General features: G+C 61.4%; 20 protein-coding genes. All 20 read left to right on the forward strand.

All coding sequences use genetic code 11. The features are described from left to right. Position 1 precedes the first annotated feature (1 nt). Complete coding sequence (locus tag C8K18_RS24845) at positions 2-1,255, forward strand: NADH-quinone oxidoreductase subunit D (protein WP_006052901.1); 1,254 nt, start codon at positions 2-4, stop codon at positions 1,253-1,255. Positions 1,256-1,386: 131 nt separating this feature from the next. Further along, positions 1,387-1,872 (forward strand): NADH-quinone oxidoreductase subunit NuoE, encoded by a 486-nt coding sequence (gene nuoE / locus C8K18_RS24850; protein ID WP_006052900.1) that lies wholly within the window; start codon positions 1,387-1,389, stop codon positions 1,870-1,872. Next, the gene (gene nuoF, locus C8K18_RS24855; RefSeq protein WP_006052899.1) at positions 1,869-3,197 is read left to right on the forward strand and encodes an NADH-quinone oxidoreductase subunit NuoF; all 1,329 of its coding nucleotides are present in this window, start codon (positions 1,869-1,871) and stop codon (positions 3,195-3,197) included. Before nuoE ends, nuoF begins: the two co-directional genes overlap by 4 nt. A 187-nt stretch (positions 3,198-3,384) precedes the next feature. Next, a complete protein-coding gene (gene nuoG, locus C8K18_RS24860; protein WP_107710132.1) occupies positions 3,385-5,718 on the forward strand; it encodes an NADH-quinone oxidoreductase subunit NuoG in 2,334 nt (777 codons plus the stop codon). Beyond that, a complete protein-coding gene (nuoH, locus tag C8K18_RS24865; protein WP_006052897.1) occupies positions 5,719-6,783 on the forward strand; it encodes an NADH-quinone oxidoreductase subunit NuoH in 1,065 nt (354 codons plus the stop codon). Positions 6,784-6,798: 15 nt separating this feature from the next. Continuing rightward, positions 6,799-7,287 (forward strand): NADH-quinone oxidoreductase subunit NuoI, encoded by a 489-nt coding sequence (gene nuoI / locus C8K18_RS24870; protein WP_006052896.1) that lies wholly within the window; start codon positions 6,799-6,801, stop codon positions 7,285-7,287. A gap of 203 nt (positions 7,288-7,490) precedes the next feature. Next, on the forward strand, positions 7,491-8,177 hold the full coding sequence (locus C8K18_RS24875) for an NADH-quinone oxidoreductase subunit J (RefSeq protein WP_006052895.1): 687 nt from the start codon (positions 7,491-7,493) through the stop codon (positions 8,175-8,177). Positions 8,178-8,197: 20 nt separating this feature from the next. Then, entirely contained in the window at positions 8,198-8,503 is a 306-nt protein-coding gene (nuoK, locus tag C8K18_RS24880; RefSeq protein WP_006052894.1) for an NADH-quinone oxidoreductase subunit NuoK, read from the forward strand. 17 nt (positions 8,504-8,520) lie between these two features. Next, entirely contained in the window at positions 8,521-10,599 is a 2,079-nt protein-coding gene (nuoL, locus tag C8K18_RS24885) for an NADH-quinone oxidoreductase subunit L (RefSeq protein ID WP_029969791.1), read from the forward strand. A 14-nt stretch (positions 10,600-10,613) separates the two neighbouring features. Continuing rightward, positions 10,614-12,104, forward strand: coding sequence for an NADH-quinone oxidoreductase subunit M (locus C8K18_RS24890; protein ID WP_029969790.1), 1,491 nt, complete (start codon positions 10,614-10,616; stop codon positions 12,102-12,104). 22 nt (positions 12,105-12,126) lie between these two features. After that, on the forward strand, positions 12,127-13,599 hold the full coding sequence (gene nuoN, locus C8K18_RS24895; RefSeq protein WP_006052891.1) for an NADH-quinone oxidoreductase subunit NuoN: 1,473 nt from the start codon (positions 12,127-12,129) through the stop codon (positions 13,597-13,599). After that, entirely contained in the window at positions 13,599-13,895 is a 297-nt protein-coding gene (locus tag C8K18_RS24900) for a DUF2818 family protein (protein WP_006052890.1), read from the forward strand. Before nuoN ends, C8K18_RS24900 begins: the two co-directional genes overlap by 1 nt. A gap of 43 nt (positions 13,896-13,938) precedes the next feature. Then, the gene (locus C8K18_RS24905) at positions 13,939-14,523 is read left to right on the forward strand and encodes an NUDIX domain-containing protein (RefSeq protein WP_006052889.1); all 585 of its coding nucleotides are present in this window, start codon (positions 13,939-13,941) and stop codon (positions 14,521-14,523) included. A 331-nt stretch (positions 14,524-14,854) separates the two neighbouring features. Continuing rightward, positions 14,855-15,112 carry a hypothetical protein gene (locus tag C8K18_RS33810; RefSeq protein WP_006052888.1) on the forward strand — a complete coding sequence of 86 codons (258 nt, stop codon included), beginning with the start codon at positions 14,855-14,857 and terminating at the stop codon, positions 15,110-15,112. Between the two features lie 38 nt (positions 15,113-15,150). After that, a complete protein-coding gene (locus tag C8K18_RS24915) occupies positions 15,151-15,675 on the forward strand; it encodes an AlpA family transcriptional regulator (protein WP_053857818.1) in 525 nt (174 codons plus the stop codon). A gap of 266 nt (positions 15,676-15,941) precedes the next feature. Beyond that, positions 15,942-16,373 (forward strand): DUF1178 family protein, encoded by a 432-nt coding sequence (locus C8K18_RS24920; protein WP_029969785.1) that lies wholly within the window; start codon positions 15,942-15,944, stop codon positions 16,371-16,373. A gap of 48 nt (positions 16,374-16,421) precedes the next feature. After that, positions 16,422-17,618 (forward strand): acyl-CoA dehydrogenase family protein, encoded by a 1,197-nt coding sequence (locus C8K18_RS24925; RefSeq protein WP_107710130.1) that lies wholly within the window; start codon positions 16,422-16,424, stop codon positions 17,616-17,618. A 10-nt stretch (positions 17,619-17,628) separates the two neighbouring features. Then, entirely contained in the window at positions 17,629-18,756 is a 1,128-nt protein-coding gene (locus tag C8K18_RS24930; protein WP_107710128.1) for an acyl-CoA dehydrogenase family protein, read from the forward strand. A 36-nt stretch (positions 18,757-18,792) separates the two neighbouring features. After that, positions 18,793-19,251 carry a MaoC family dehydratase gene (locus C8K18_RS24935; protein WP_006052883.1) on the forward strand — a complete coding sequence of 153 codons (459 nt, stop codon included), beginning with the start codon at positions 18,793-18,795 and terminating at the stop codon, positions 19,249-19,251. Then, the gene (locus C8K18_RS24940; protein ID WP_053857821.1) at positions 19,248-19,727 is read left to right on the forward strand and encodes a MaoC family dehydratase; all 480 of its coding nucleotides are present in this window, start codon (positions 19,248-19,250) and stop codon (positions 19,725-19,727) included. Before C8K18_RS24935 ends, C8K18_RS24940 begins: the two co-directional genes overlap by 4 nt. The last annotated feature ends 64 nt before the right edge of the window (positions 19,728-19,791 follow it).

The following is a 19,791-nucleotide window of genomic DNA, read 5'->3' on the forward strand; positions in this document are numbered from 1 at the left end:
CATGGCAGAGATTAAGAACTACACGCTCAACTTCGGCCCTCAGCACCCGGCAGCGCACGGCGTGCTGCGCCTCGTGCTGGAACTCGACGGCGAAGTCATCCAGCGCGCCGATCCGCACATCGGCCTGCTGCATCGCGCGACTGAAAAGCTCGCCGAAACGAAAACGTTCATTCAGTCGGTGCCGTACATGGACCGTCTCGACTATGTGTCGATGATGGTCAACGAGCACGGCTACGTGATGGCGATCGAAAAGCTGCTCGGCATCGACGTGCCGGTGCGCGCCCAATACATCCGCGTGATGTTCGACGAAGTCACGCGCGTGCTGAACCACCTGATGTGGATCGGCGCGCACGCGCTCGACGTTGGCGCAATGGCCGTGTTCCTGTACGCGTTCCGCGAGCGTGAAGATCTGATGGACGTGTACGAAGCGGTGTCCGGCGCGCGCATGCATGCGGCGTATTACCGCCCGGGCGGCGTTTATCGCGATCTGCCTGACGCAATGCCGCAATACAAGGCGTCGAAGATTCGCAATGCGAAGGCATTGTCGAGGATGAACGAGAACCGTCAGGGCTCGTTGCTCGACTTTATCGACGACTTCTTCACGCGCTTCCCGAAGTGCGTCGACGAATACGAAACGCTGCTCACCGACAACCGGATCTGGAAGCAGCGTCTGGTCGGCATCGGCGTGGTCAGCCCGGAGCGCGCGCTGCAAATGGGCATGTCCGGCGCAATGCTGCGCGGCTCGGGTATCGAGTGGGATCTGCGCAAGAAGCAGCCGTACGAAGTGTACGAAAAGCTGGACTTCGACATTCCGGTCGGCGTGAATGGCGACTGCTACGACCGCTATCTGGTCCGTGTCGAAGAAATGCGTCAATCCACGCGCATCGTGAAACAGTGCATTGAGTGGCTGCGCAAGAATCCGGGCCCTGTGATGATCGACAATCACAAGGTTGCGCCGCCGTCGCGCGTGGGCATGAAGTCGAACATGGAAGAGCTGATTCACCACTTCAAGCTGTTCACTGAAGGCTTCCACGTGCCGGAAGGCGAGTCGTATGCCGCCGTCGAGCATCCGAAGGGCGAATTCGGCATCTACCTGATTTCCGACGGCGCGAACAAGCCGTATCGCCTCAAGATTCGCGCGCCGGGCTATGCGCATCTGTCCGCGCTCGACGAAATGGCGCGCGGCCACATGATCGCCGACGCCGTGACGATCATCGGCACGCAAGACATCGTGTTCGGCGAAGTAGATCGCTAGGACGTATTCATCGGCGCGCGTCTTCATGCAGGTCCGAAGCGCGCGTCAAGCAAAGGAACGCCGGGTCTGTCGCAGCACGAAGTGAGCGACGGGTTTTCGTTCGGTAGGAATTGAAAGAGTCGTGTCTGAAAATGATCTCAGCTGAAGGCCTGAAAGAAATCGATCGTGCGATCGCGAAGTATCCCGCCGATCAGAAACAGTCCGCCGTGATGTCGGCGTTGGCCACTGCTCAGGAAGAGCATGGCTGGCTGTCGCCCGAACTCATGCAGTTCGTCGCGGACTATCTCGGCATGCCGGCAGTCGCCGTGCAGGAGGTCGCCACCTTCTACACGATGTACGAGACGTCGCCGGTCGGCAAGCACAAGATCACGCTCTGCACGAACCTGCCGTGTCAACTCGGCCCGGACGGCGGCTCGGACAGCGCCGCTGAATATCTGAAGCAGAAGCTCGGCATCGACTTCGGCGAAACCACGGCCGACGGCAAATTCACCTTGAAAGAAGGCGAATGCATGGGTTCGTGCGGCGACGCGCCGGTGATGCTGGTGAACAACCATCGCATGTGCAGCTTCATGAGCCGCGAGAAGATCGACCAGCTGCTCGAGGAACTTTCGAAATGACGTCTTTACACGATCGTCACATCAAACCGCTGATTCTCGCCGGCCTGAACGGCGACAACTGGCATCTCGAAGACTATGTGGCGCGCGGCGGTTACGCCCAGCTGCGCCGCATTCTGGAAGAAAAAATTCCGCCCGAGCAGGTGATCGCCGACGTCAAGGCGTCGGGTCTGCGCGGCCGTGGCGGCGCGGGCTTCCCGACCGGCCTGAAGTGGAGCTTCATGCCGCGTCAGTTCCCGGGCCAGAAGTACCTCGTCTGCAATTCGGACGAAGGCGAGCCGGGCACGTTCAAAGACCGCGACATCCTGCGCTTCAATCCGCATTCGCTGATCGAAGGCATGGCCATTGGCGCGTACGCAATGGGCATTACGGTCGGCTACAACTACATCCACGGCGAAATCTGGGAAGTCTACAAACGCTTTGAAGAAGCGTTGGACGAAGCTCGCCGCGCCGGGTTCCTCGGCGAAAACATCATGGGTTCGGGCTTCTCGTTCGAGCTACATGCGCATCACGGTTACGGCGCCTACATCTGCGGCGAAGAAACCGCGTTGCTCGAGTCGCTCGAAGGCAAGAAAGGCCAGCCGCGCTTCAAGCCGCCGTTCCCGGCGAGCTTCGGCGTGTACGGCAAGCCGACCACGATCAACAACACCGAGACGTTTGCCGCGGTGCCGTTCCTGCTCGCCATCGGCCCGCAAAATTACCTGGAAATCGGCAAGCCGAACAACGGCGGCACGAAGATCTTCTCGATCTCGGGCGACGTTGAACGTCCGGGCAATTACGAAGTTCCGCTCGGCACGCCGTTCGCCACGCTGATGGATCTCGCCGGCGGCATGCGCGGCGGCCGCAAGATCAAGGCCGTGATTCCTGGCGGTTCGTCGGCACCGGTCATTCCGGGCGACATCATGATGCAGACCGACCTCGACTATGACTCGATCGCCAAGGCGGGCTCGATGCTCGGCTCGGGCGCGGTCATCGTCATGGACGAAACGCGTTGCATGGTGCGTTCGCTGCTGCGTCTGTCGTACTTCTATTACGAAGAGTCGTGCGGTCAATGCACGCCTTGCCGCGAAGGCACGGGCTGGCTGTATCGCGTCGTGCATCGTATCGAGCACGGTCTTGGCCGTCCGGAAGATCTGGATTTACTGAACTCGGTCGCGGAAAACATCATGGGCCGCACGATCTGCGCGCTCGGCGATGCGGCGGCCATGCCGGTTCGCGGCATGCTCAAGCACTACTGGGACGAATTCGAATATCACGTCGCCCACAAGCATTGCCTCGTCGGCGGTCATGCGGGCGCTGCGGCGGCAGCGGAAACAGTGGCTGCCTGAGCGAGGTTGCTGAGCGACCTCGCAAGTCGCCCGAGGCGCGCACGGACAGGCGCTCGGGCAAGCTCCCGGACAAGCGGCACGCCGGACAGGTATGCACCAGAACACGTCAACCACGGGATTCATTGCCGAGCGGGCGATGAACGGGGCGAACGATTGAGCGGTAACAGGTTAAGGAAGATTGACCATCATGGTTGAACTTGAAATAGACGGCAAGAAAGTAGAAGTGCCCGAAGGCAGCATGGTGATCCAGGCTGCGCATAAGGTCGACACGTACATTCCTCACTTCTGCTATCACAAGAAGCTGTCGATTGCGGCCAACTGCCGGATGTGTCTCGTCGATGTCGAAAAGATGCCGAAGGCCGTGCCCGCATGCGCGACGCCCGTGTCGGCCGGCATGATCGTGCGCACGAGGTCCGAAAAGGCGGTGAAGGGCCAGCAATCCGTGATGGAATTCCTGCTGATCAACCACCCGCTGGATTGCCCGATTTGCGATCAGGGCGGCGAGTGTCAGTTGCAGGATCTGGCGGTGGGCTACGGCAAGTCGTCGTCGCGTTATAGCGAAGAAAAGCGCGTCGTGTTCCACAAGAACGTCGGCCCGCTGATCTCGATGGAAGAGATGTCCCGTTGCATCCACTGCACGCGCTGTGTGCGCTTCGGCCAGGAAGTGGCCGGCGTGATGGAACTGGGCATGCTGGGCCGCGGCGAGCATTCGGAAATCACGTCGTTCGTCGGCAAGACGGTCGACTCCGAACTGTCGGGCAACATGATCGACCTGTGCCCGGTCGGCGCGCTGACCAGCAAGCCGTTCCGCTACAGCGCGCGTACGTGGGAACTGTCGCGCCGCAAGTCGGTAAGCCCGCACGATTCCGTCGGCGCCAATCTCGTCGTGCAGGTGAAGAACAACCGCGTGATGCGGGTTCTGCCGTTCGAAAACGAAGCAATCAACGAATGCTGGATTTCGGACAAGGACCGCTTCTCGTACGAAGGCCTGAACAGCCCCGAACGTCTGACGCAGCCCATGCTGAAGCAGGGCGGCAAGTGGGTCGAGACCGACTGGCAGACCGCGCTCGACTACGTGGTCAAAGGTCTGAAGGGCATCAAGGGCGACCACGGCGCAAACGCGCTGGCCGCGCTTGGCAGCGCGCACAGCACGGTCGAAGAACTGTTCCTGCTGAAGCAACTGGCGCAAGCGGTCGGCACGCCTAACGTCGACTTCCGTCTGCGTCAGTCGGACTTCTCGGCGCCGGTCAACGGCACGCCGTGGCTCGGCACTGCTATTGCGGACCTGTCGAATATCGACTCGGCGCTCGTGATCGGTTCCGATCTGCGCCGCGATCATCCGCTGTTCGCCGCGCGTCTGCGTCAGGCGGCCAAGGGCGGCGCGAAGCTCACGCTGGTGCAAGCCACCGGCGACGACGCGCTGATCCCGCAAGCGCGGCGTATCGCTGCGGCGCCGTCGGCATGGCTCGAGGCACTCGCCGGCATCGCGTCGGCGGTCTCGCAAGCGAACGGCACGGCGCTGCCGGAAGCGTTCTCTGGCGCACAAGCGTCGGACGCCGACAAGGAAGTCGCCAGGTCGCTGGCTACGGGCGAGCGTCGCCTGGTGCTGCTCGGCAACGGCGCGGTGCGTCATCCGGATTTCGCGGTCATTCATGCAGCGGCTCAGTGGATCGCAGACGCAACCGGCGCAACGCTCGGCTTCCTGACGGAAGGCGCGAACACGGTCGGCGCGCATCTGGTGAACGCATTGCCGGGCGAAGGCGGCCTGAACGCTCGCGAAGTCTTCGAACAACCGCGCAAGGGTTATGTGCTGATGAACTTCGAACCGGAGTTCGACACGGCCAATCCGGCGCAGGCTTTGGCTGCGTTGAACCAGGCTGAGATGGTCGTCGTGATGTCGCCGTTCCAGACGGGCGCCGAATACGCGGACGTGCTGCTGCCGATCGCGCCGTTCACTGAAACGGCCGGTACGTTCGTCAACGCGGAAGGCACGGTGCAGACGTTTAACGGCGTCGTGCGTCCGCTTGGCGAGACGCGCCCCGCATGGAAGGTGTTGCGCGTGCTGGGCAGCCTGCTGGGCGCGCCCGGCTTCGAGTACGACACGGCGGAAGAAGTGCGCAACGCGGCGCTCGGCGACGGCGAACTGCAATCGCGCCTGTCGAACCGCACGGGCGTAACGGTTGCTCGCGGCAAGACGGCGAAGGCAGCGGAAGGCAAGTTCGAGCGCATCGCCGACGTGCCGATCTACCATGCCGACGCGCTGGTTCGTCGCGCGGAATCGCTGCATCTGACCGCAGCCGCGCGTGCCGCGAACAACGTCGGCCTGCCGGCCGCGCTGTTCGACAAACTGGGTTTGAAGGAAGGCGACGCGGTGCGCGTGCGCCAGGGCGAGCAATCGGTGCAGTTGCCGGCCGTGCGCGACGCGAATCTTGCGGAGACGGTCGTCCGCGTATCGGCGGCCACGCCTGCCGGTGCAGCGCTGGGCAGCCTGTTCGGTGAACTGGTGGTGGAGAAGGCGTAAATGAGCTTGTTCGATACGATCAACTCGGGCGGCACCCAGCTTCTCGGTGTGGCATGGCCCACGGTGTGGGCACTGGTGCGCATCCTGGTGGTGGCCGTCGTGATCCTGCTGTGCGTGGCTTACCTGATTCTGTGGGAGCGTAAGCTGATCGGCTGGATGCACGTGCGTCTCGGCCCGAACCGCGTCGGCCCCGCAGGTCTTTTGCAGCCTATCGCCGACGTGCTGAAGCTGTTGCTGAAAGAAGTGATTCAGCCGACCCAGGCAAGCCGCTGGATCTACATGATCGCGCCGATCATGGTGGTGGTGCCGGCTTTCGCGGTCTGGGCGGTGATTCCGTTCCAGGCGGGCGCGGTGCTCGGCGACATCAACGCGGGTCTGCTGTATGCGATCGCGATTTCGTCGATCGGCGTGTACGGCGTGATTCTGGCCGGCTGGGCGTCGAACTCGAAGTACGCGTTCCTCGGCGCGATGCGGGCCGCGGCGCAAATGGTGTCGTACGAAATTTCGATGGGCTTCGCGCTGGTCGTCGTGCTGATGACGGCGGGCACGCTGAATCTGTCGGACATCGTCGGTTCGCAGGAACGCGGCTTCTTCGCCGCACACGGCCTGAACTTCCTGTCGTGGAACTGGCTGCCGCTGTTGCCGATGTTCGTCGTGTACTTCATCTCGGGCATCGCGGAAACGAACCGCCATCCGTTCGACGTGGTGGAAGGCGAATCGGAAATCGTCGCGGGTCACATGATCGATTACTCGGGTATGGCGTTCGCGCTGTTCTTCCTCGCCGAGTACATCAACATGATCGTGATCTCGGCGCTGGCGTCGACGCTGTTTCTCGGCGGCTGGAGTGCTCCGTTCGGCTTCCTGTCGTTTATCCCCGGCATCTTCTGGCTCGTCCTCAAGGTTTTCCTGCTGCTGTCGGTGTTCATCTGGGCGCGTGCCACGTTCCCGCGCTACCGCTATGACCAGATCATGCGTCTCGGCTGGAAGATTTTCATTCCGGTGTGCGTGGTGTGGCTGGTGGTGGTCGGCTTCTGGATCATGTCGCCGTGGAATATCTGGAAATAAAGGGCGGATGAACTCATGACCGCAATCCAAAATTTTTTCAAGACCTTCTTTTTGACGGAACTCATCAAGGGCCTCGCGTTGACCGGACGTTATACGTTCCAGCGCAAGGTGACCGTGCAGTTCCCGGAAGAGAAGACGCCCATTTCGCCGCGTTTTCGCGGACTGCATGCGCTGCGACGTTATGAGAATGGCGAAGAGCGCTGTATCGCGTGCAAGCTGTGCGAAGCGGTGTGCCCGGCGCTCGCCATCACGATCGAGTCGGAAACGCGCGAAGACAACACGCGCCGCACCACACGTTACGACATCGACCTGACCAAGTGCATCTTCTGCGGTTTCTGCGAAGAAAGCTGCCCGGTCGATTCGATTGTCGAGACGCACATTCTCGAATATCACGGCGAAAAGCGCGGCGATCTGTACTTCACGAAGGACATGCTGCTGGCCGTGGGCGATCGTTACGAAGCGGAGATCGCCGCGAACAAGGCTGCCGACGCACCGTATCGTTAAAGCGTCCAAGTACAAGCAGTAGGTGCGGCAGTAGCGCATCAAGTCAATGCAGCAGTAATACGGCCTGTTGTCGGGCCGAGCGCCGCGGTATGCAAGCCGCGGCACGGCGCACGCGTGCGTCTGTTCCGGCGGTTGTCACGCTGTGGCCGGACGCCCGTGCCAAAGAAAATGCCTGACGATGGCCTAACGATGAACCGGTAATCATGGAATTCACGACCGTACTGTTCTACATCTTCGCGCTGCTCCTGGTGGTTTCAGGGCTGAAGGTGATCACCTCGCGCAACCCGGTGTCGTCCGCACTGTTTCTCGTGCTGGCGTTCTTCAACGCAGCGGCTATCTGGATGCTGCTGCAGGCCGAGTTCCTCGCCATCCTGCTGGTGCTGGTCTATGTGGGCGCGGTGATGGTGCTGTTCCTGTTCGTCGTGATGATGCTGGACATCAACCTCGACGTGCTGCGCAAGGACTTCAGGCGCTTTGTGCCGATGGCCACGGTGGTGGGCGCGATCATCGTGCTCGAAACCGCGCTGATCCTGTGGCACGGCTACGGTGCGACGAGCACGGTGGTGCCCGACACGACCGCCGCGGCGGGCGGCATGGGCGACTGGTCGAACACCCGCCTGATCGGCAAAGTGATTTACACCGACTACATCTTCGCGTTCGAAGTGGCCGGCCTCGTGCTGCTGGTGGCGATCATCGCGGCTATCGCGCTGACCACGAGCCACAAGAAGGACAGCAAGCGCCAGAAGATCAGCGACCAGGTCAAGGTGCGTGCGCAGGATCGCGTGCGCGTCGTGAAGATGCCGTCGGAAAAGAGCCCGGCGACCGTCGCGGCGGAAGAAGCCGCAGCGGCGGCCGCAGCAGCCGAATCGGCGTCTGCGAAGAACAGCTGAGCGGACAGGAGATAGAAATCATGTTGACCCTTGCCCATTACCTCGTGCTCGGCGCGATTCTGTTTGCGATCAGCATCGTCGGTATTTTCCTGAACCGTCGCAACGTCATCATCATCCTGATGGCGATCGAACTGATGCTGCTCGCGGTGAATACCAATTTCGTCGCCTTCTCGCATTATCTCGGCGACGTGCATGGCCAGATTTTCGTGTTCTTCGTGCTGACCGTAGCGGCAGCGGAAGCAGCGATCGGCCTCGCAATTCTGGTGACCCTGTTCCGTAGCCTCGACACGATCAATGTCGAAGATCTCGATCAGCTCAAAGGTTAATCTCAGGAAAAGCGGTTATGTCCACGATACTCAATGAAAACCTGCTGCTGGCGATTCCGCTGGCACCGCTGGCCGGTTGCCTGATCGCGGGGCTGTTCGGGAAGGCGGTAGGGCGCGCGGGTGCGCACTCGGTCACGATCCTCGGCGTTGCCATCTCGTTCGTTCTGTCGATGATGGTGTTCTTCCAGGTGCTGGACGGCGCGAGCTTCAACGCCACCGTCTACGAATGGATGTCCATCGGCAAGACCAAGTTCGAAGTCGGCTTCCTCGTCGATTCGCTCACGGCCATGATGATGTGCGTCGTGACCTTCGTGTCGCTGATGGTGCACATCTATACGATCGGCTACATGGCCGACGACGACGGCTACCAGCGCTTCTTCTCGTACATCTCGCTCTTCACGTTTTCGATGTTGATGCTCGTGATGAGCAACAACTTCCTGCAGCTGTTCTTCGGCTGGGAAGCAGTGGGTCTCGTGTCGTACCTGCTGATCGGTTTCTACTACACGCGCGAGTCGGCGATCTACGCGAACATGAAGGCGTTCATCGTGAACCGCGTCGGCGACTTCGGCTTTCTGCTGGGTATCGGCCTGCTGTTCGCGTTTGCCGGTTCGATGAACTACGGCGACGTGTTTGCCAAGCGCACTGAACTGGCCGCATTGAGCTTTCCGGGTACCGATTGGGGCCTGCTGACGGTGGCGTGTATCTGCCTTTTCATCGGCGCAATGGGTAAGTCGGCGCAGTTTCCGCTGCACGTATGGCTGCCGGATTCGATGGAAGGCCCGACGCCGATTTCCGCGCTGATTCACGCGGCAACCATGGTGACGGCCGGTATCTTCATGGTCACGCGCATGTCGCCGCTGTTCGAACTGTCGGATAGTGCGCTGTCGTTCGTCACGGTGATCGGCGCCATTACCGCGCTGTTCATGGGCTTCCTCGGGATTGTCCAGAACGACATCAAGCGCGTGGTGGCTTACTCCACGCTCTCGCAGCTCGGCTACATGACGGTCGCGCTCGGCGTGTCGGCTTATCCGGTCGGCGTGTTCCACCTGATGACGCACGCGTTCTTCAAGGCGCTGCTGTTCCTCGGTGCGGGTTCCGTGATCATCGGCATGCACCACGATCAGGACATGCGCAACATGGGCGGCCTGCGCAAATACATGCCGATCACGTGGATCACGTCGCTGATCGGTTCGCTGGCGCTGATCGGCACGCCGTTCTTCTCGGGCTTCTACTCGAAAGATTCGATCATCGACGCAGTGAAGCTGTCGCATCTGCCGGGTTCGGGCTTTGCCTATTTCGCCGTGGTGGCAAGCGTGTTCGTCACCGCGCTGTATTCGTTCCGTATGTATTTCATGGTGTTCCACGGCAAGGAGCGCTTCCGCGATCCGAAGCATCCGGATTCACCGATGGGCGCCGAAGCCGCGGCCCACGGTCATGGCAACGGCCATGACGCACATGGTCACGACGCGCATGGTCACGACGATCACGGTCACGCGCACGAACCGCATGAAACGCCGTGGGTCGTGTGGCTGCCGCTGGTGCTGCTGGCGATTCCGTCTGTCGTGATCGGCGCGATCGCGGTCGGCCCGATGCTGTTCGGCGACTTCTTCCAGCACGGCGTGGCGTTCGAGAAGGTGATCTTCATCGGCGAAAACCATCCGGCGCTGCATGAGATGGCCGAAGAGTTCCACGGCTGGGCGGCAATGGGCCTGCACTCGGTCGCGGGCCTGCCGGTGTGGCTCGCGCTCGCGGGTGTGCTCGTCGCGTGGTTCCTGTATCTGGTTCGTCCTGAACTGCCGGCTACCATCAAGCGCGCGTTCGGGCCGATCTACACGCTGCTCGATAACAAGTACTACATGGACAAGATCAACGAAGTCGTGTTTGCGCGGGGCGCCGTGGCGATTGGCCGTGGTCTCTGGAAGGAGGGCGACGTCGTCGTGATCGACGGCATCGTCAACGGCAGCGCACGCTTTATCGGCTGGTTCGCCGGCGTGATCCGCTTCCTCCAATCCGGCTACATCTACCACTACGCGTTCGCCATGATTATCGGCATGTTGGGGCTCCTGACCCTGTTTGTAACGCTCGGCGGCAAATAAGGCGAGGGACACTAATGCACGCTTATCCGATTCTCAGTCTCGCCATCTGGTTGCCGATCCTTTGCGGCCTGCTGGTTCTGGCCATCGGCTCCGACCGTAACCCCGGCCCCGCGCGCTGGGTCGCACTGATTGGCTCGATCGTCAGCTTCATCGTCACGATTCCGCTGATCACCGGTTTTGATTCGAGCAGCGCCGATCTTCAGTTCGTCGAACAGGCCAACTGGATCGAACGATTCAACATTACGTATCACCTCGGTGTCGACGGCATCTCGATGTGGTTCGTCGTGTTGACCGCATTGATCACGGTGATCGTGGTGATCGCCGGATGGGAAGTCATCACGAAGAACGTGGGCCAGTATCTGGCCTCGTTCCTGATCCTGTCGGGCATCATGGTCGGCGTGTTCAGCGCGGCCGACGGCATGCTGTTCTATGTGTTCTTCGAAGCGACGCTGATTCCGATGTACATCATCATCGGCGTGTGGGGCGGGGCGAACCGCGTGTACGCGGCGTTCAAGTTCTTCCTGTACACGCTGATGGGCTCGCTCCTGATGCTGGTCGCGTTGCTCTATCTGTACGTCCAGACCGGCACGTTCGATCTCGCCACCTGGCAGCATGCGCAGATCGCGATGACGCCGCAGGTGTTGCTGTTCATAGCGTTCTTCATGGCGTTCGCCGTGAAGGTGCCGATGTGGCCGGTGCACACGTGGTTGCCTGACGCCCACGTGGAAGCGCCGACCGGCGGCTCCGTCGTGCTGGCCGCGATCATGCTGAAGCTCGGCGCATACGGTTTCCTGCGCTTCTCGCTGCCGATCGCACCGGACGCAAGCCACTTCCTCGCGCCGGTCGTCATTACGCTGTCGCTGATCGCCGTGATCTACATCGGCCTCGTCGCGATGGTGCAGGCGGACATGAAGAAGCTGGTCGCGTATTCGTCGATCGCGCACATGGGCTTCGTCACGCTCGGCTTCTTTATCTTCAATCAGCTCGGCGTGGAAGGCGCGATCGTTCAGATGATCTCGCACGGCTTCGTGTCGGGCGCGATGTTCCTTAGCATCGGCGTGCTGTACGACCGCATGCACTCGCGTCAGATCGCGGACTACGGCGGCGTTGTCAACGTCATGCCGAAATTCGCGGCGTTCGTGATGCTGTTCTCGATGGCCAATTGCGGCTTGCCGGGCACCTCGGGTTTTGTCGGCGAATTCATGGTGATTCTGGCCGCCGTCCAGTACAACTTCTGGATCGCCGGCGGCGCCGCCGTGACGCTGATTCTCGGCGCGGCCTACACGCTGTGGATGTACAAGCGCGTCTACTTCGGCGCGGTCGCCAACGACCACGTGAAGGGCCTGCTCGACATCAACCGCCGCGAGTTTTTCATGCTGGCAGTGCTCGCCGCACTGACGCTCTTCATGGGCCTGTATCCGAAGCCCTTTACCGATGTGATGCACGTATCCGTGGAAAACCTCCTCTCCCACGTTGCGCAGTCGAAGCTGCCGTTGTCTCAGTAACGCAGAGGAGGAATTAAAGACCATGCAAAACGCCCCTATGACTGCTCTGTTGCCCGACGCACTGGTGATGCTCGCCGTTGTCGTCGCGTGGCTCAACGACACGTTCGTCGGCCAGGCCGGTCGCCGTACCACGTATTTCATCGCGTTCCTGTCGTCGCTCGTCGCCGGCATCTGGTTCGCGGTCAATGCGTTCGACCCGTCGGTGCATTACTTCTTCAGCCGCATGTACGTCGTCGACTCGTTCGCGAGCCTGATGAAAGCGGTGGTGACACTCGGCTACGCGGTCACGATCGTGTATTCGCGCCGCTACCTCGAAGATCGCGGGCTGTATCGCGGCGAGTTCTTCCTGCTCGGCATGTTCTCGCTGCTCGGTCAGCTCGTGATGATCTCCGGCAACAACTTCCTGACGCTGTATCTCGGTCTGGAACTGATGTCGCTGTCGCTCTATGGCGTGATCGCACTGCGTCGGGAAGCCGCGCCGTCGAACGAAGCGGCCATGAAGTACTACGTGCTCGGCGCGCTGGCTTCGGGCTTCCTGCTGTACGGCATCTCGATGCTGTACGGCGCGACCGGCTCGCTCGATCTGAACGAAGTGTTCAAGGCGATCGGTCAGAGCCACTACGATCCGAGCGTGCTGCTGTTCGGCGTTATCTTCATCGTCGCCGGTGTGGCGTTCAAGATGGGCGCCGTGCCGTTCCACATGTGGGTGCCCGACGTCTATCAGGGCGCGCCGACGGCGATGACGCTGCTGGTCGGCGGTGGTCCGAAGGTGGCGGCATTCGCATGGGGCCTGCGCTTCCTGGTGATGGGTCTGCTGCCGCTCGCTGTCGAATGGCAGCAAATGCTGGTGATTCTCGCGGCGCTGTCGCTTATCGTCGGCAACATCACGGGTATCGTGCAGCGCAACGTCAAGCGGATGCTCGCGTACTCGGCGATCTCGAACATGGGCTTCGTGCTGCTCGGCCTGCTGGCCGGCGTGGTCGATCACAAGACCACCGGTGCTGCGAGCGCCTATGGCTCGGCGATGTACTACAGCATCGTCTATCTGATCACGACGATGGGCACCTTCGGCGTCATCATGCTGCTCGCACGCCGCGAATTCGAAGCGGATACGCTCGACGACTTCAAGGGGCTGAACCAACGGAGCCCGGTGTTCGCGTTCGTCATGATGGTGATGATGTTCTCGCTCGCCGGCATTCCGCCTGCGGTCGGTTTCTACGCGAAGCTCGCGGTGCTGCAGGCCACGATGAACGCCGGCCTGACCTGGCTCACGGTGCTCGCGGTGATCACGTCGCTGTTCGGCGCGTTCTACTACCTGCGTATCGTGAAGCTCATGTACTTCGATGAGCCGCAAGACAAGTCGGCGATCGTCGCGGACACGGGCACGCGCGCGTTGCTCGCGCTCAATGGCGTGGCCGTGCTGGTGCTGGGCATCGTGCCCGATCCGCTGTTGAAAGCTTGCCTGCAGGCTATCCAGCACACGCTGTCGTTCTGATGTCGGCAGCGGGCTGGTTTATCGTGCTGTTGGCGCTGGTGGGCGCCAATCTGCCGTTCCTGAATCAGCGGCTCTTCGCTGCCGTCCCGTTGAAGGCGGCGAAGAAAAGCGCATGGGTCCGGATTGCCGAGCTGATCGTGCTGTACTTCGTGGTCGGCGCGCTGGGCTTTCTGCTCGAAGCGCGCGCCGGCAACCGCTTCGAACAGGGTTGGCAGTTCTACGCGATCACGTTCGCGCTGTTCGTCGTGTTCGCCTTCCCCGGCTTCACTTTCCAGTATCTCGTCAAACGCCGCTGACGGCGTCTCGCCGTCGCGCACCAAGCTGTCCCGAGGTCCGCATATGGCTGAACTTCCCGACCACGACGCCGTCCTTACCGAGACCTGTGTCGACAGTAAGACGGTCCACCAGGGGCCGTTCCTGACGCTCAAGTGCGACACCGTGCGCCTGCCCGACGGCAAGCATGCTACCCGTGAGTATGTGGAGCACCCCGGCGCCGTGATGGTGATTCCGCTGTTCGACGACGGCCGTGTGCTGCTGGAAAGCCAGTATCGCTATCCGATGGGCAAGGTCATGGTCGAGTATCCGGCCGGCAAGCTCGATCCGAACGAAGGCGCGCTCGCTTGCGCCATTCGCGAATTGCGCGAGGAGACGGGCTACACGGCGCGCGAGTATGTGTACCTGACGCGTGTTCACCCGATCATTTCCTACTCGACCGAGTTCATCGACATCTACCTCGCGCGCGGCTTGACTGCGGGCGAGCGCAAGCTCGACGACGGCGAGTTCCTCGAGATGTTTACTGCTACGGTTCCCGAAGTGTCCGAGTGGGTGCGGACCGGCAAGATCACTGACGTGAAAACGATCATCGGCACGTTCTGGCTGGAGAAAGTGCTGTCCGGCGTCTGGCCGATGGCGCAGCCGCAGTAGTTTTTTCAGAGTCTCCCAACGCGCAGGCGACGCTTGCGCCGCATCCAGGAAGCCCCTGCCGGTCGTCGACCGGCAGGGGCTTCGTCACTCTGAAGCGCGATAAGGCTTCTGTCTTTACCGCGGCGTGCGGTGTCTGAATATGAGCGCCTTTGTCCTATGCCATCCGGCAGTCTCGCGTGATCGCGGCGGCAACTTTAGTATGGAAGGCCGGCAAACGTCTTCACTGCTGCATTAATCGGGATAACGAAGCATGTGAGGCGGTTGAGCTCCGCGATTAAAATCTGGTTGTCACTTGACAACCCGATTCGCGAGTATTAAATTGGAGGACAGGATGGTTCGTGGAGTCCACGCTAAAAAAGAGATCGAGGCTGCGCTGGCTTATGCCGAGCGGCGCGGGTGGCGCATACAGAGCGGAGGCAAGGGCCACGCCTGGGGAAAAATGTATTGCCCTTACAAAGATGCGGAGTGCCGTTGCGGAGAATTCTGCATTTCAAGCGTATGGAGTACGCCGAAGAATGCTGATAACCACGCTAGACATTTGCGGCGTGTGGTCGACAATTGCACGGCGCATCGTTCGCAAAAGCATTGAGTAGGCAACGTTGTGGCCGAATAAAGCAGGAGTAGCAAATGGAATATACGTTCACGTTGAAGTATAAGCTTGCCGCGCAAGACAGTGATCTTGACGCGATTGTCGAACGCCTGGGCGACGCAGGCTGCGACGACGCCACGGTCGGCGTGGGGCAAGCGGGGCGACTGGCGCTCGTCTTTTCGCGCGAAGCACCGTCGGCGGTCGAGGCACTGGTCAGCGCGCTCGGAGACGTCAAAAAGGCGGTGCCGTCGGCACGGCTTGTCGAAGCCGGGCCCGACTTCGTCGGGTTGACCGACGTCGCCGAAATTGCCGGCGTATCGCGGCAAAACATGCGCAAGCTCATGTTGAGCCATGCGGTCGAATTTCCCCCGCCGGTGCACGAGGGAAGCGCGTCAGTCTGGCATCTGTCGGACGTGCTGGACTGGCTGAACGCGCGCGGTGGCTACGACATCAAGGCCGACGTTTTCGACGTCGCCAAAACGGCTAAACAGGTCAACCTTGCCAAAGAGGCGCGGGAGCTTGAACCGCGCTTCAATCGTCGGCTGGAATGCCTGGTGGCGTGAGCGTCAATCGTGAACGGAGGGGTTCGCACGCGTGAGGCTGATACGTCGTTGGGGGCGAAGCGCTGGGCGTTGGCTCACGCACGCACGCCGCATTGCGCGGAGTCATACAGCCTTCGGCAGGGGTCTGCGCAAAGCGTTAAAATCGCCCACCGCGCCTCATCTTCCGGCAGCGCCCAACTCGTCGCGCGTTGCGCGTGAAGTTTTTACGAACGACCGTTCACAAATTTTCGTTTTGCGCTAAACTGGCACGCAAGCCCTGATTCCATATGAAGGTCCTCGATTTACAGTGTCCGCACGGCCATCGGTTCGAAGGATGGTTTGCTTCGGCTGATGACTTCGAATCGCAGCAGTCCCGCAAGCTGGTCGAATGTCCGATTTGCGGAGCGAAAGAAGTGAGCCGTTTGCCGTCGGCTCCGCGCCTGAATCTCTCTCATGGGGTAGAGGCGAAAGCGAAAGCGCCCGCGGCCGCAGGTGAATTGCAGGCGCGTGTCATGCGCGCATTGCGCGAGGTACTGGAGAAGACCGAGAACGTGGGCGACCGCTTCGCCGAGGAAGCGCGGCGCATTCACTACAACGAAGCGCCCGCCCGCAATATTCGCGGTGTCACAACGCCGGAAGACGCGCGAGCTTTGGTCGAAGAAGGCATCGAAGTGATGCCGCTGCCGGTCCCGGCTGCCTTAAAGGAACCTCTGCAATAGCGCAGTGGCTCTCTGGCGGCGGGTGGTGGCGGCCAGGAGACACTACGCATGAATCTGGACTATTCCCCCGCTGAGAAGGCGTTCCGCGCCGAGATCCGCGCCTGGCTCGAAGCCAATCTGCCTCGCGAACTCAGCGAGAAGGTACTCAACCACAAGCGTTTGAACCGCGACGACTTTGCCAACTGGCACAAGCTGCTGGGCACGCGCGGCTGGTCGGTTGTCGCGTGGCCGACAGAATACGGCGGCCCCGGCTGGGATGCCACGCAGCGCCATATCTGGGACGAAGAGTGCGCCCGTGTCGGCGCGCCGACGGTGTTGCCATTCGGTGTGTCGATGGTCGCGCCGGTTCTCATGAAGTACGGCAACGAGGCGCAGAAACGCTACTACTTGCCACGCATTCTCGACGGCACTGACTGGTGGTGTCAGGGCTATTCAGAGCCGGACTCCGGTTCCGATCTCGCATCGCTGCGCACGCGTGCCGAACGGGTCGGCGATCATTACGTGGTCAATGGGCAGAAAACCTGGACCACGTTGGGGCAGCACGCGGACATGATGTTTTGTCTCGTACGCACCGACAGCGGCGCGAAGAAGCAGGAGGGCATTTCGTTCCTGGTCATCGACATGAAAACACCGGGCATTACCGTTCGGCCGATCATCACGCTCGACGAAGACCACGAGGTCAACGAAGTTTTCTTTGAAGACGTGAAGGTGCCGGTCGAGAATCTGATCGGCGAGGAAAATCGCGGTTGGACTTACGCAAAATATCTGCTCGGGCATGAGCGCACCGGCATTGCGCGCGTCGGTCAGTCTAAGCGCGAGCTGGTTTTTCTGAAGCGCCTCGCGCTCGATCAGAAAAAGAACGGCAAGCCCCTTTTGAATGACCCGGTATTCGCTGCAAAAGTCGCGAATCTCGAGATCGAACTGATGGCTCTCGAAGTCACCGTGCAACGCGTGGTCGCTAACGAAGCAGGCGGACGCGGACCGGGACCGGAAGCGTCGATGCTGAAGATCAAGGGCACGGAGGTGCAGCAGGCGTTGACCGAACTCATGGTCGAAGCCGTCGGGCCACTCGCCGCTCCGTTCGACGCGCCGTTCCTCGAGGGCGAACGCGAGCACAGCATTGCTGGAGACGACGATGCCGCGCCGCTGGCCGCGTATTACTTCAACTTCCGCAAGACGTCGATTTACGGCGGCTCGAATGAAATTCAAAAGAACATCATCGCGCAGATGATTCTCGGACTTTGAGGAGCGGCGCATGGACTTCACTTTCAACGACGAGCAGCAACAATTCGCCGACGCGCTGCGCCGCTATCTGGACAAGAGCTATAGCTTCGAAGCGCGCCAGGCGATCGTGCGTTCGGATGCCGGTGTTTCGGACGCTCACTGGGCAGCTTTCACCGAGTTGGGCCTGACCGCATTGCCGGTGCCCGAAGCGCAAGGCGGTTTCAACGGCGGACCCGTCGATATGCTCGTGGTCATGCAGGAGCTCGGCCGCGCTTTGGTGGTCGAGCCTTATTGGGCGACGGCGGTTGGCATCGAGGCATTGCGGCTTGCCGGGACGGGCCAGGGCGAAGACGTGTCGCTGCTCGAGCGTGCGGCCCAAGGCGAGATCAAGCTCGCGGTCGCATTCCACGAACCGCGGGCGCGCTACGATCTGTTCGACGTCGCGACCACCGCGAGCGGACAAGGTGAACAGCACACGCTTACGGGTACGAAATCGGTCGTGATACATGGCGCGCAGGCGCATCACTGGATCGTGCCCGCGCGTGCCAATGGCGAGATCGCACTTTTCGTCGTCGCGCGCGATGCGGCAGGCGTGACCCTCACCGACTACCGCACCATCGACGGACAACGCGCCGCCACACTGCAATTCAACGGTACGCCGGCACGGCGTTTGAGCGGCCCGCACTCGGGCGCGGCGGCCCTCGAGCACATCGCGGACTACGGCACGCTGCTGTTGTGCGCGGAAGCGCTCGGCGCGCTCGACGCATTGAACGCCGCAACCGTCGACTACACGAAGACGCGCCAGCAGTTCGGCCAACCCATCGCGCGCTTTCAGGCATTGCAGCATCGCATGGTCGAGATGCTGATTCACGCCGAGCAGGCGCGTTCGGTCACCTATCTTGCCGCCATGCGCTATTCGAGCGAAGACGTCGACGAACGCCGCCACGCCATTTCCGCGGCCAAGGTACGCGTGGGGCAGGCTGCGCGTTTCGTCGGCCAGCAGGCGGTGCAGTTGCACGGCGGAATGGGCGTGACGAACGAGGTCGCCGCCGCGCATCTGTTCAAACGTCTCGCTATCATTGAAACCACGTTGGGCGATGTCGATCATCACCTCGCACGGTTTGCCGCGCTGCCTGCGTTTATCAGCACGGAAGTTTGATTAGCCGACCGAATCGGCCAGCCAGGAGATAAAGAGATGGGTCTGAGTTACGAGGACATGACGGTCGGCTCGACGACCGAAATCGGCAAGCACACTTTCACGCGCGAGGAAATCGTCGAGTTCGCGCAGAAGTTCGACCCGCAACCGTTCCATGTCGACGAAGCCGCCGCCGAAGCGTCCGCATTTCGCGGATTGGTGGCGAGCGGCTGGCACACCTGTTCGGTCATGATGGGCATGCTGGTGCGCAACGCGCTGGCGGGCTCCACGTCGATGGGCTCGCCCGGCATCGACGAAATACGCTGGCTGAAGCCGGTTCGCGTCGGCGACACGATCACCATGACGAACTCGGTGCTCGACAAGCGCGTGTCGGAGAGCAAGCCGGATCGCGGCATCGTGTCCACGCAATGGGCGGGCATCAATCAGCATGGCGAGACGGTGATCACGGTGCGCTCCAAAGGCCTGTTCGGCTTGCGCAATCCGGGCGCTTCATCATGACTGCGCCGAGCGCGTCGCCTGGTGCCGTGTTCCGCGATAGTGCGGCGCTGCGCGCGCTCGTCGGCGGAGCGGCGCTTGTCAGCGACTGGGTGACGATCGACCAGCCGAGTGTCGATCGTTTCGCCGAGGCCACCGGCGACCAGCAGTGGATTCACGTCGACCCCGAACGCGCGCGGCGTGAGTCGCCGTTCGGCGGTGCGATTGCGCACGGTTTCATGACGCTTTCGCTGATTCCGGCGCTGCTGCAAAAAACGGTACGGCTCGAGCAACGCATGGCCGTCAACTATGGATTGAACCGCGTGCGGTTCACGTCGCCGGTATTGGTGGGCTCCCAATTGCGCGCGCAGTTCGCTGTCGCGTCGGTCGAAGATGTCGACAATGCGGGCGTGCAAGTGATATGGAATGTGGCCGTGGAGCGGCAGGGCGCTGACCGGCCGGTGTGCGTCGCCGAGTTCATCACGCGCCACTATTTCTGAGCGCTTGACGGGCCGCTTCGAAAGCACACGGCGCGGGCGGCATGCGAGCCGCCTCGCGCTTCTT

Origin of the sequence: Paraburkholderia sp. GV068 (genome assembly GCF_003058125.1) — a bacterium.
In the GTDB taxonomy this organism is placed as follows: domain Bacteria; phylum Pseudomonadota; class Gammaproteobacteria; order Burkholderiales; family Burkholderiaceae; genus Paraburkholderia; species Paraburkholderia graminis.

Excerpts from the sequence above, each read along its gene's own strand:
- C8K18_RS24845 (WP_006052901.1), top strand. The coding sequence starts at position 2 with ATGGCAGAGATTAAGAACTACACGCTCAACTTCGGCCCTCAGCACCCG.
- nuoE (WP_006052900.1), top strand. The coding sequence starts at position 1,387 with ATGATCTCAGCTGAAGGCCTGAAAGAAATCGATCGTGCGATCGCGAAG.
- nuoF (WP_006052899.1), top strand. The coding sequence starts at position 1,869 with ATGACGTCTTTACACGATCGTCACATCAAACCGCTGATTCTCGCCGGC.
- nuoG (WP_107710132.1), top strand. The coding sequence starts at position 3,385 with ATGGTTGAACTTGAAATAGACGGCAAGAAAGTAGAAGTGCCCGAAGGC.
- nuoH (WP_006052897.1), top strand. The coding sequence starts at position 5,719 with ATGAGCTTGTTCGATACGATCAACTCGGGCGGCACCCAGCTTCTCGGT.
- nuoI (WP_006052896.1), top strand. The coding sequence starts at position 6,799 with ATGACCGCAATCCAAAATTTTTTCAAGACCTTCTTTTTGACGGAACTC.
- C8K18_RS24875 (WP_006052895.1), top strand. The coding sequence starts at position 7,491 with ATGGAATTCACGACCGTACTGTTCTACATCTTCGCGCTGCTCCTGGTG.
- nuoK (WP_006052894.1), top strand. The coding sequence starts at position 8,198 with ATGTTGACCCTTGCCCATTACCTCGTGCTCGGCGCGATTCTGTTTGCG.
- nuoL (WP_029969791.1), top strand. The coding sequence starts at position 8,521 with ATGTCCACGATACTCAATGAAAACCTGCTGCTGGCGATTCCGCTGGCA.
- C8K18_RS24890 (WP_029969790.1), top strand. The coding sequence starts at position 10,614 with ATGCACGCTTATCCGATTCTCAGTCTCGCCATCTGGTTGCCGATCCTT.
- nuoN (WP_006052891.1), top strand. The coding sequence starts at position 12,127 with ATGCAAAACGCCCCTATGACTGCTCTGTTGCCCGACGCACTGGTGATG.
- C8K18_RS24900 (WP_006052890.1), top strand. The coding sequence starts at position 13,599 with ATGTCGGCAGCGGGCTGGTTTATCGTGCTGTTGGCGCTGGTGGGCGCC.
- C8K18_RS24905 (WP_006052889.1), top strand. The coding sequence starts at position 13,939 with ATGGCTGAACTTCCCGACCACGACGCCGTCCTTACCGAGACCTGTGTC.
- C8K18_RS33810 (WP_006052888.1), top strand. The coding sequence starts at position 14,855 with ATGGTTCGTGGAGTCCACGCTAAAAAAGAGATCGAGGCTGCGCTGGCT.
- C8K18_RS24915 (WP_053857818.1), top strand. The coding sequence starts at position 15,151 with ATGGAATATACGTTCACGTTGAAGTATAAGCTTGCCGCGCAAGACAGT.
- C8K18_RS24920 (WP_029969785.1), top strand. The coding sequence starts at position 15,942 with ATGAAGGTCCTCGATTTACAGTGTCCGCACGGCCATCGGTTCGAAGGA.
- C8K18_RS24925 (WP_107710130.1), top strand. The coding sequence starts at position 16,422 with ATGAATCTGGACTATTCCCCCGCTGAGAAGGCGTTCCGCGCCGAGATC.
- C8K18_RS24930 (WP_107710128.1), top strand. The coding sequence starts at position 17,629 with ATGGACTTCACTTTCAACGACGAGCAGCAACAATTCGCCGACGCGCTG.
- C8K18_RS24935 (WP_006052883.1), top strand. The coding sequence starts at position 18,793 with ATGGGTCTGAGTTACGAGGACATGACGGTCGGCTCGACGACCGAAATC.
- C8K18_RS24940 (WP_053857821.1), top strand. The coding sequence starts at position 19,248 with ATGACTGCGCCGAGCGCGTCGCCTGGTGCCGTGTTCCGCGATAGTGCG.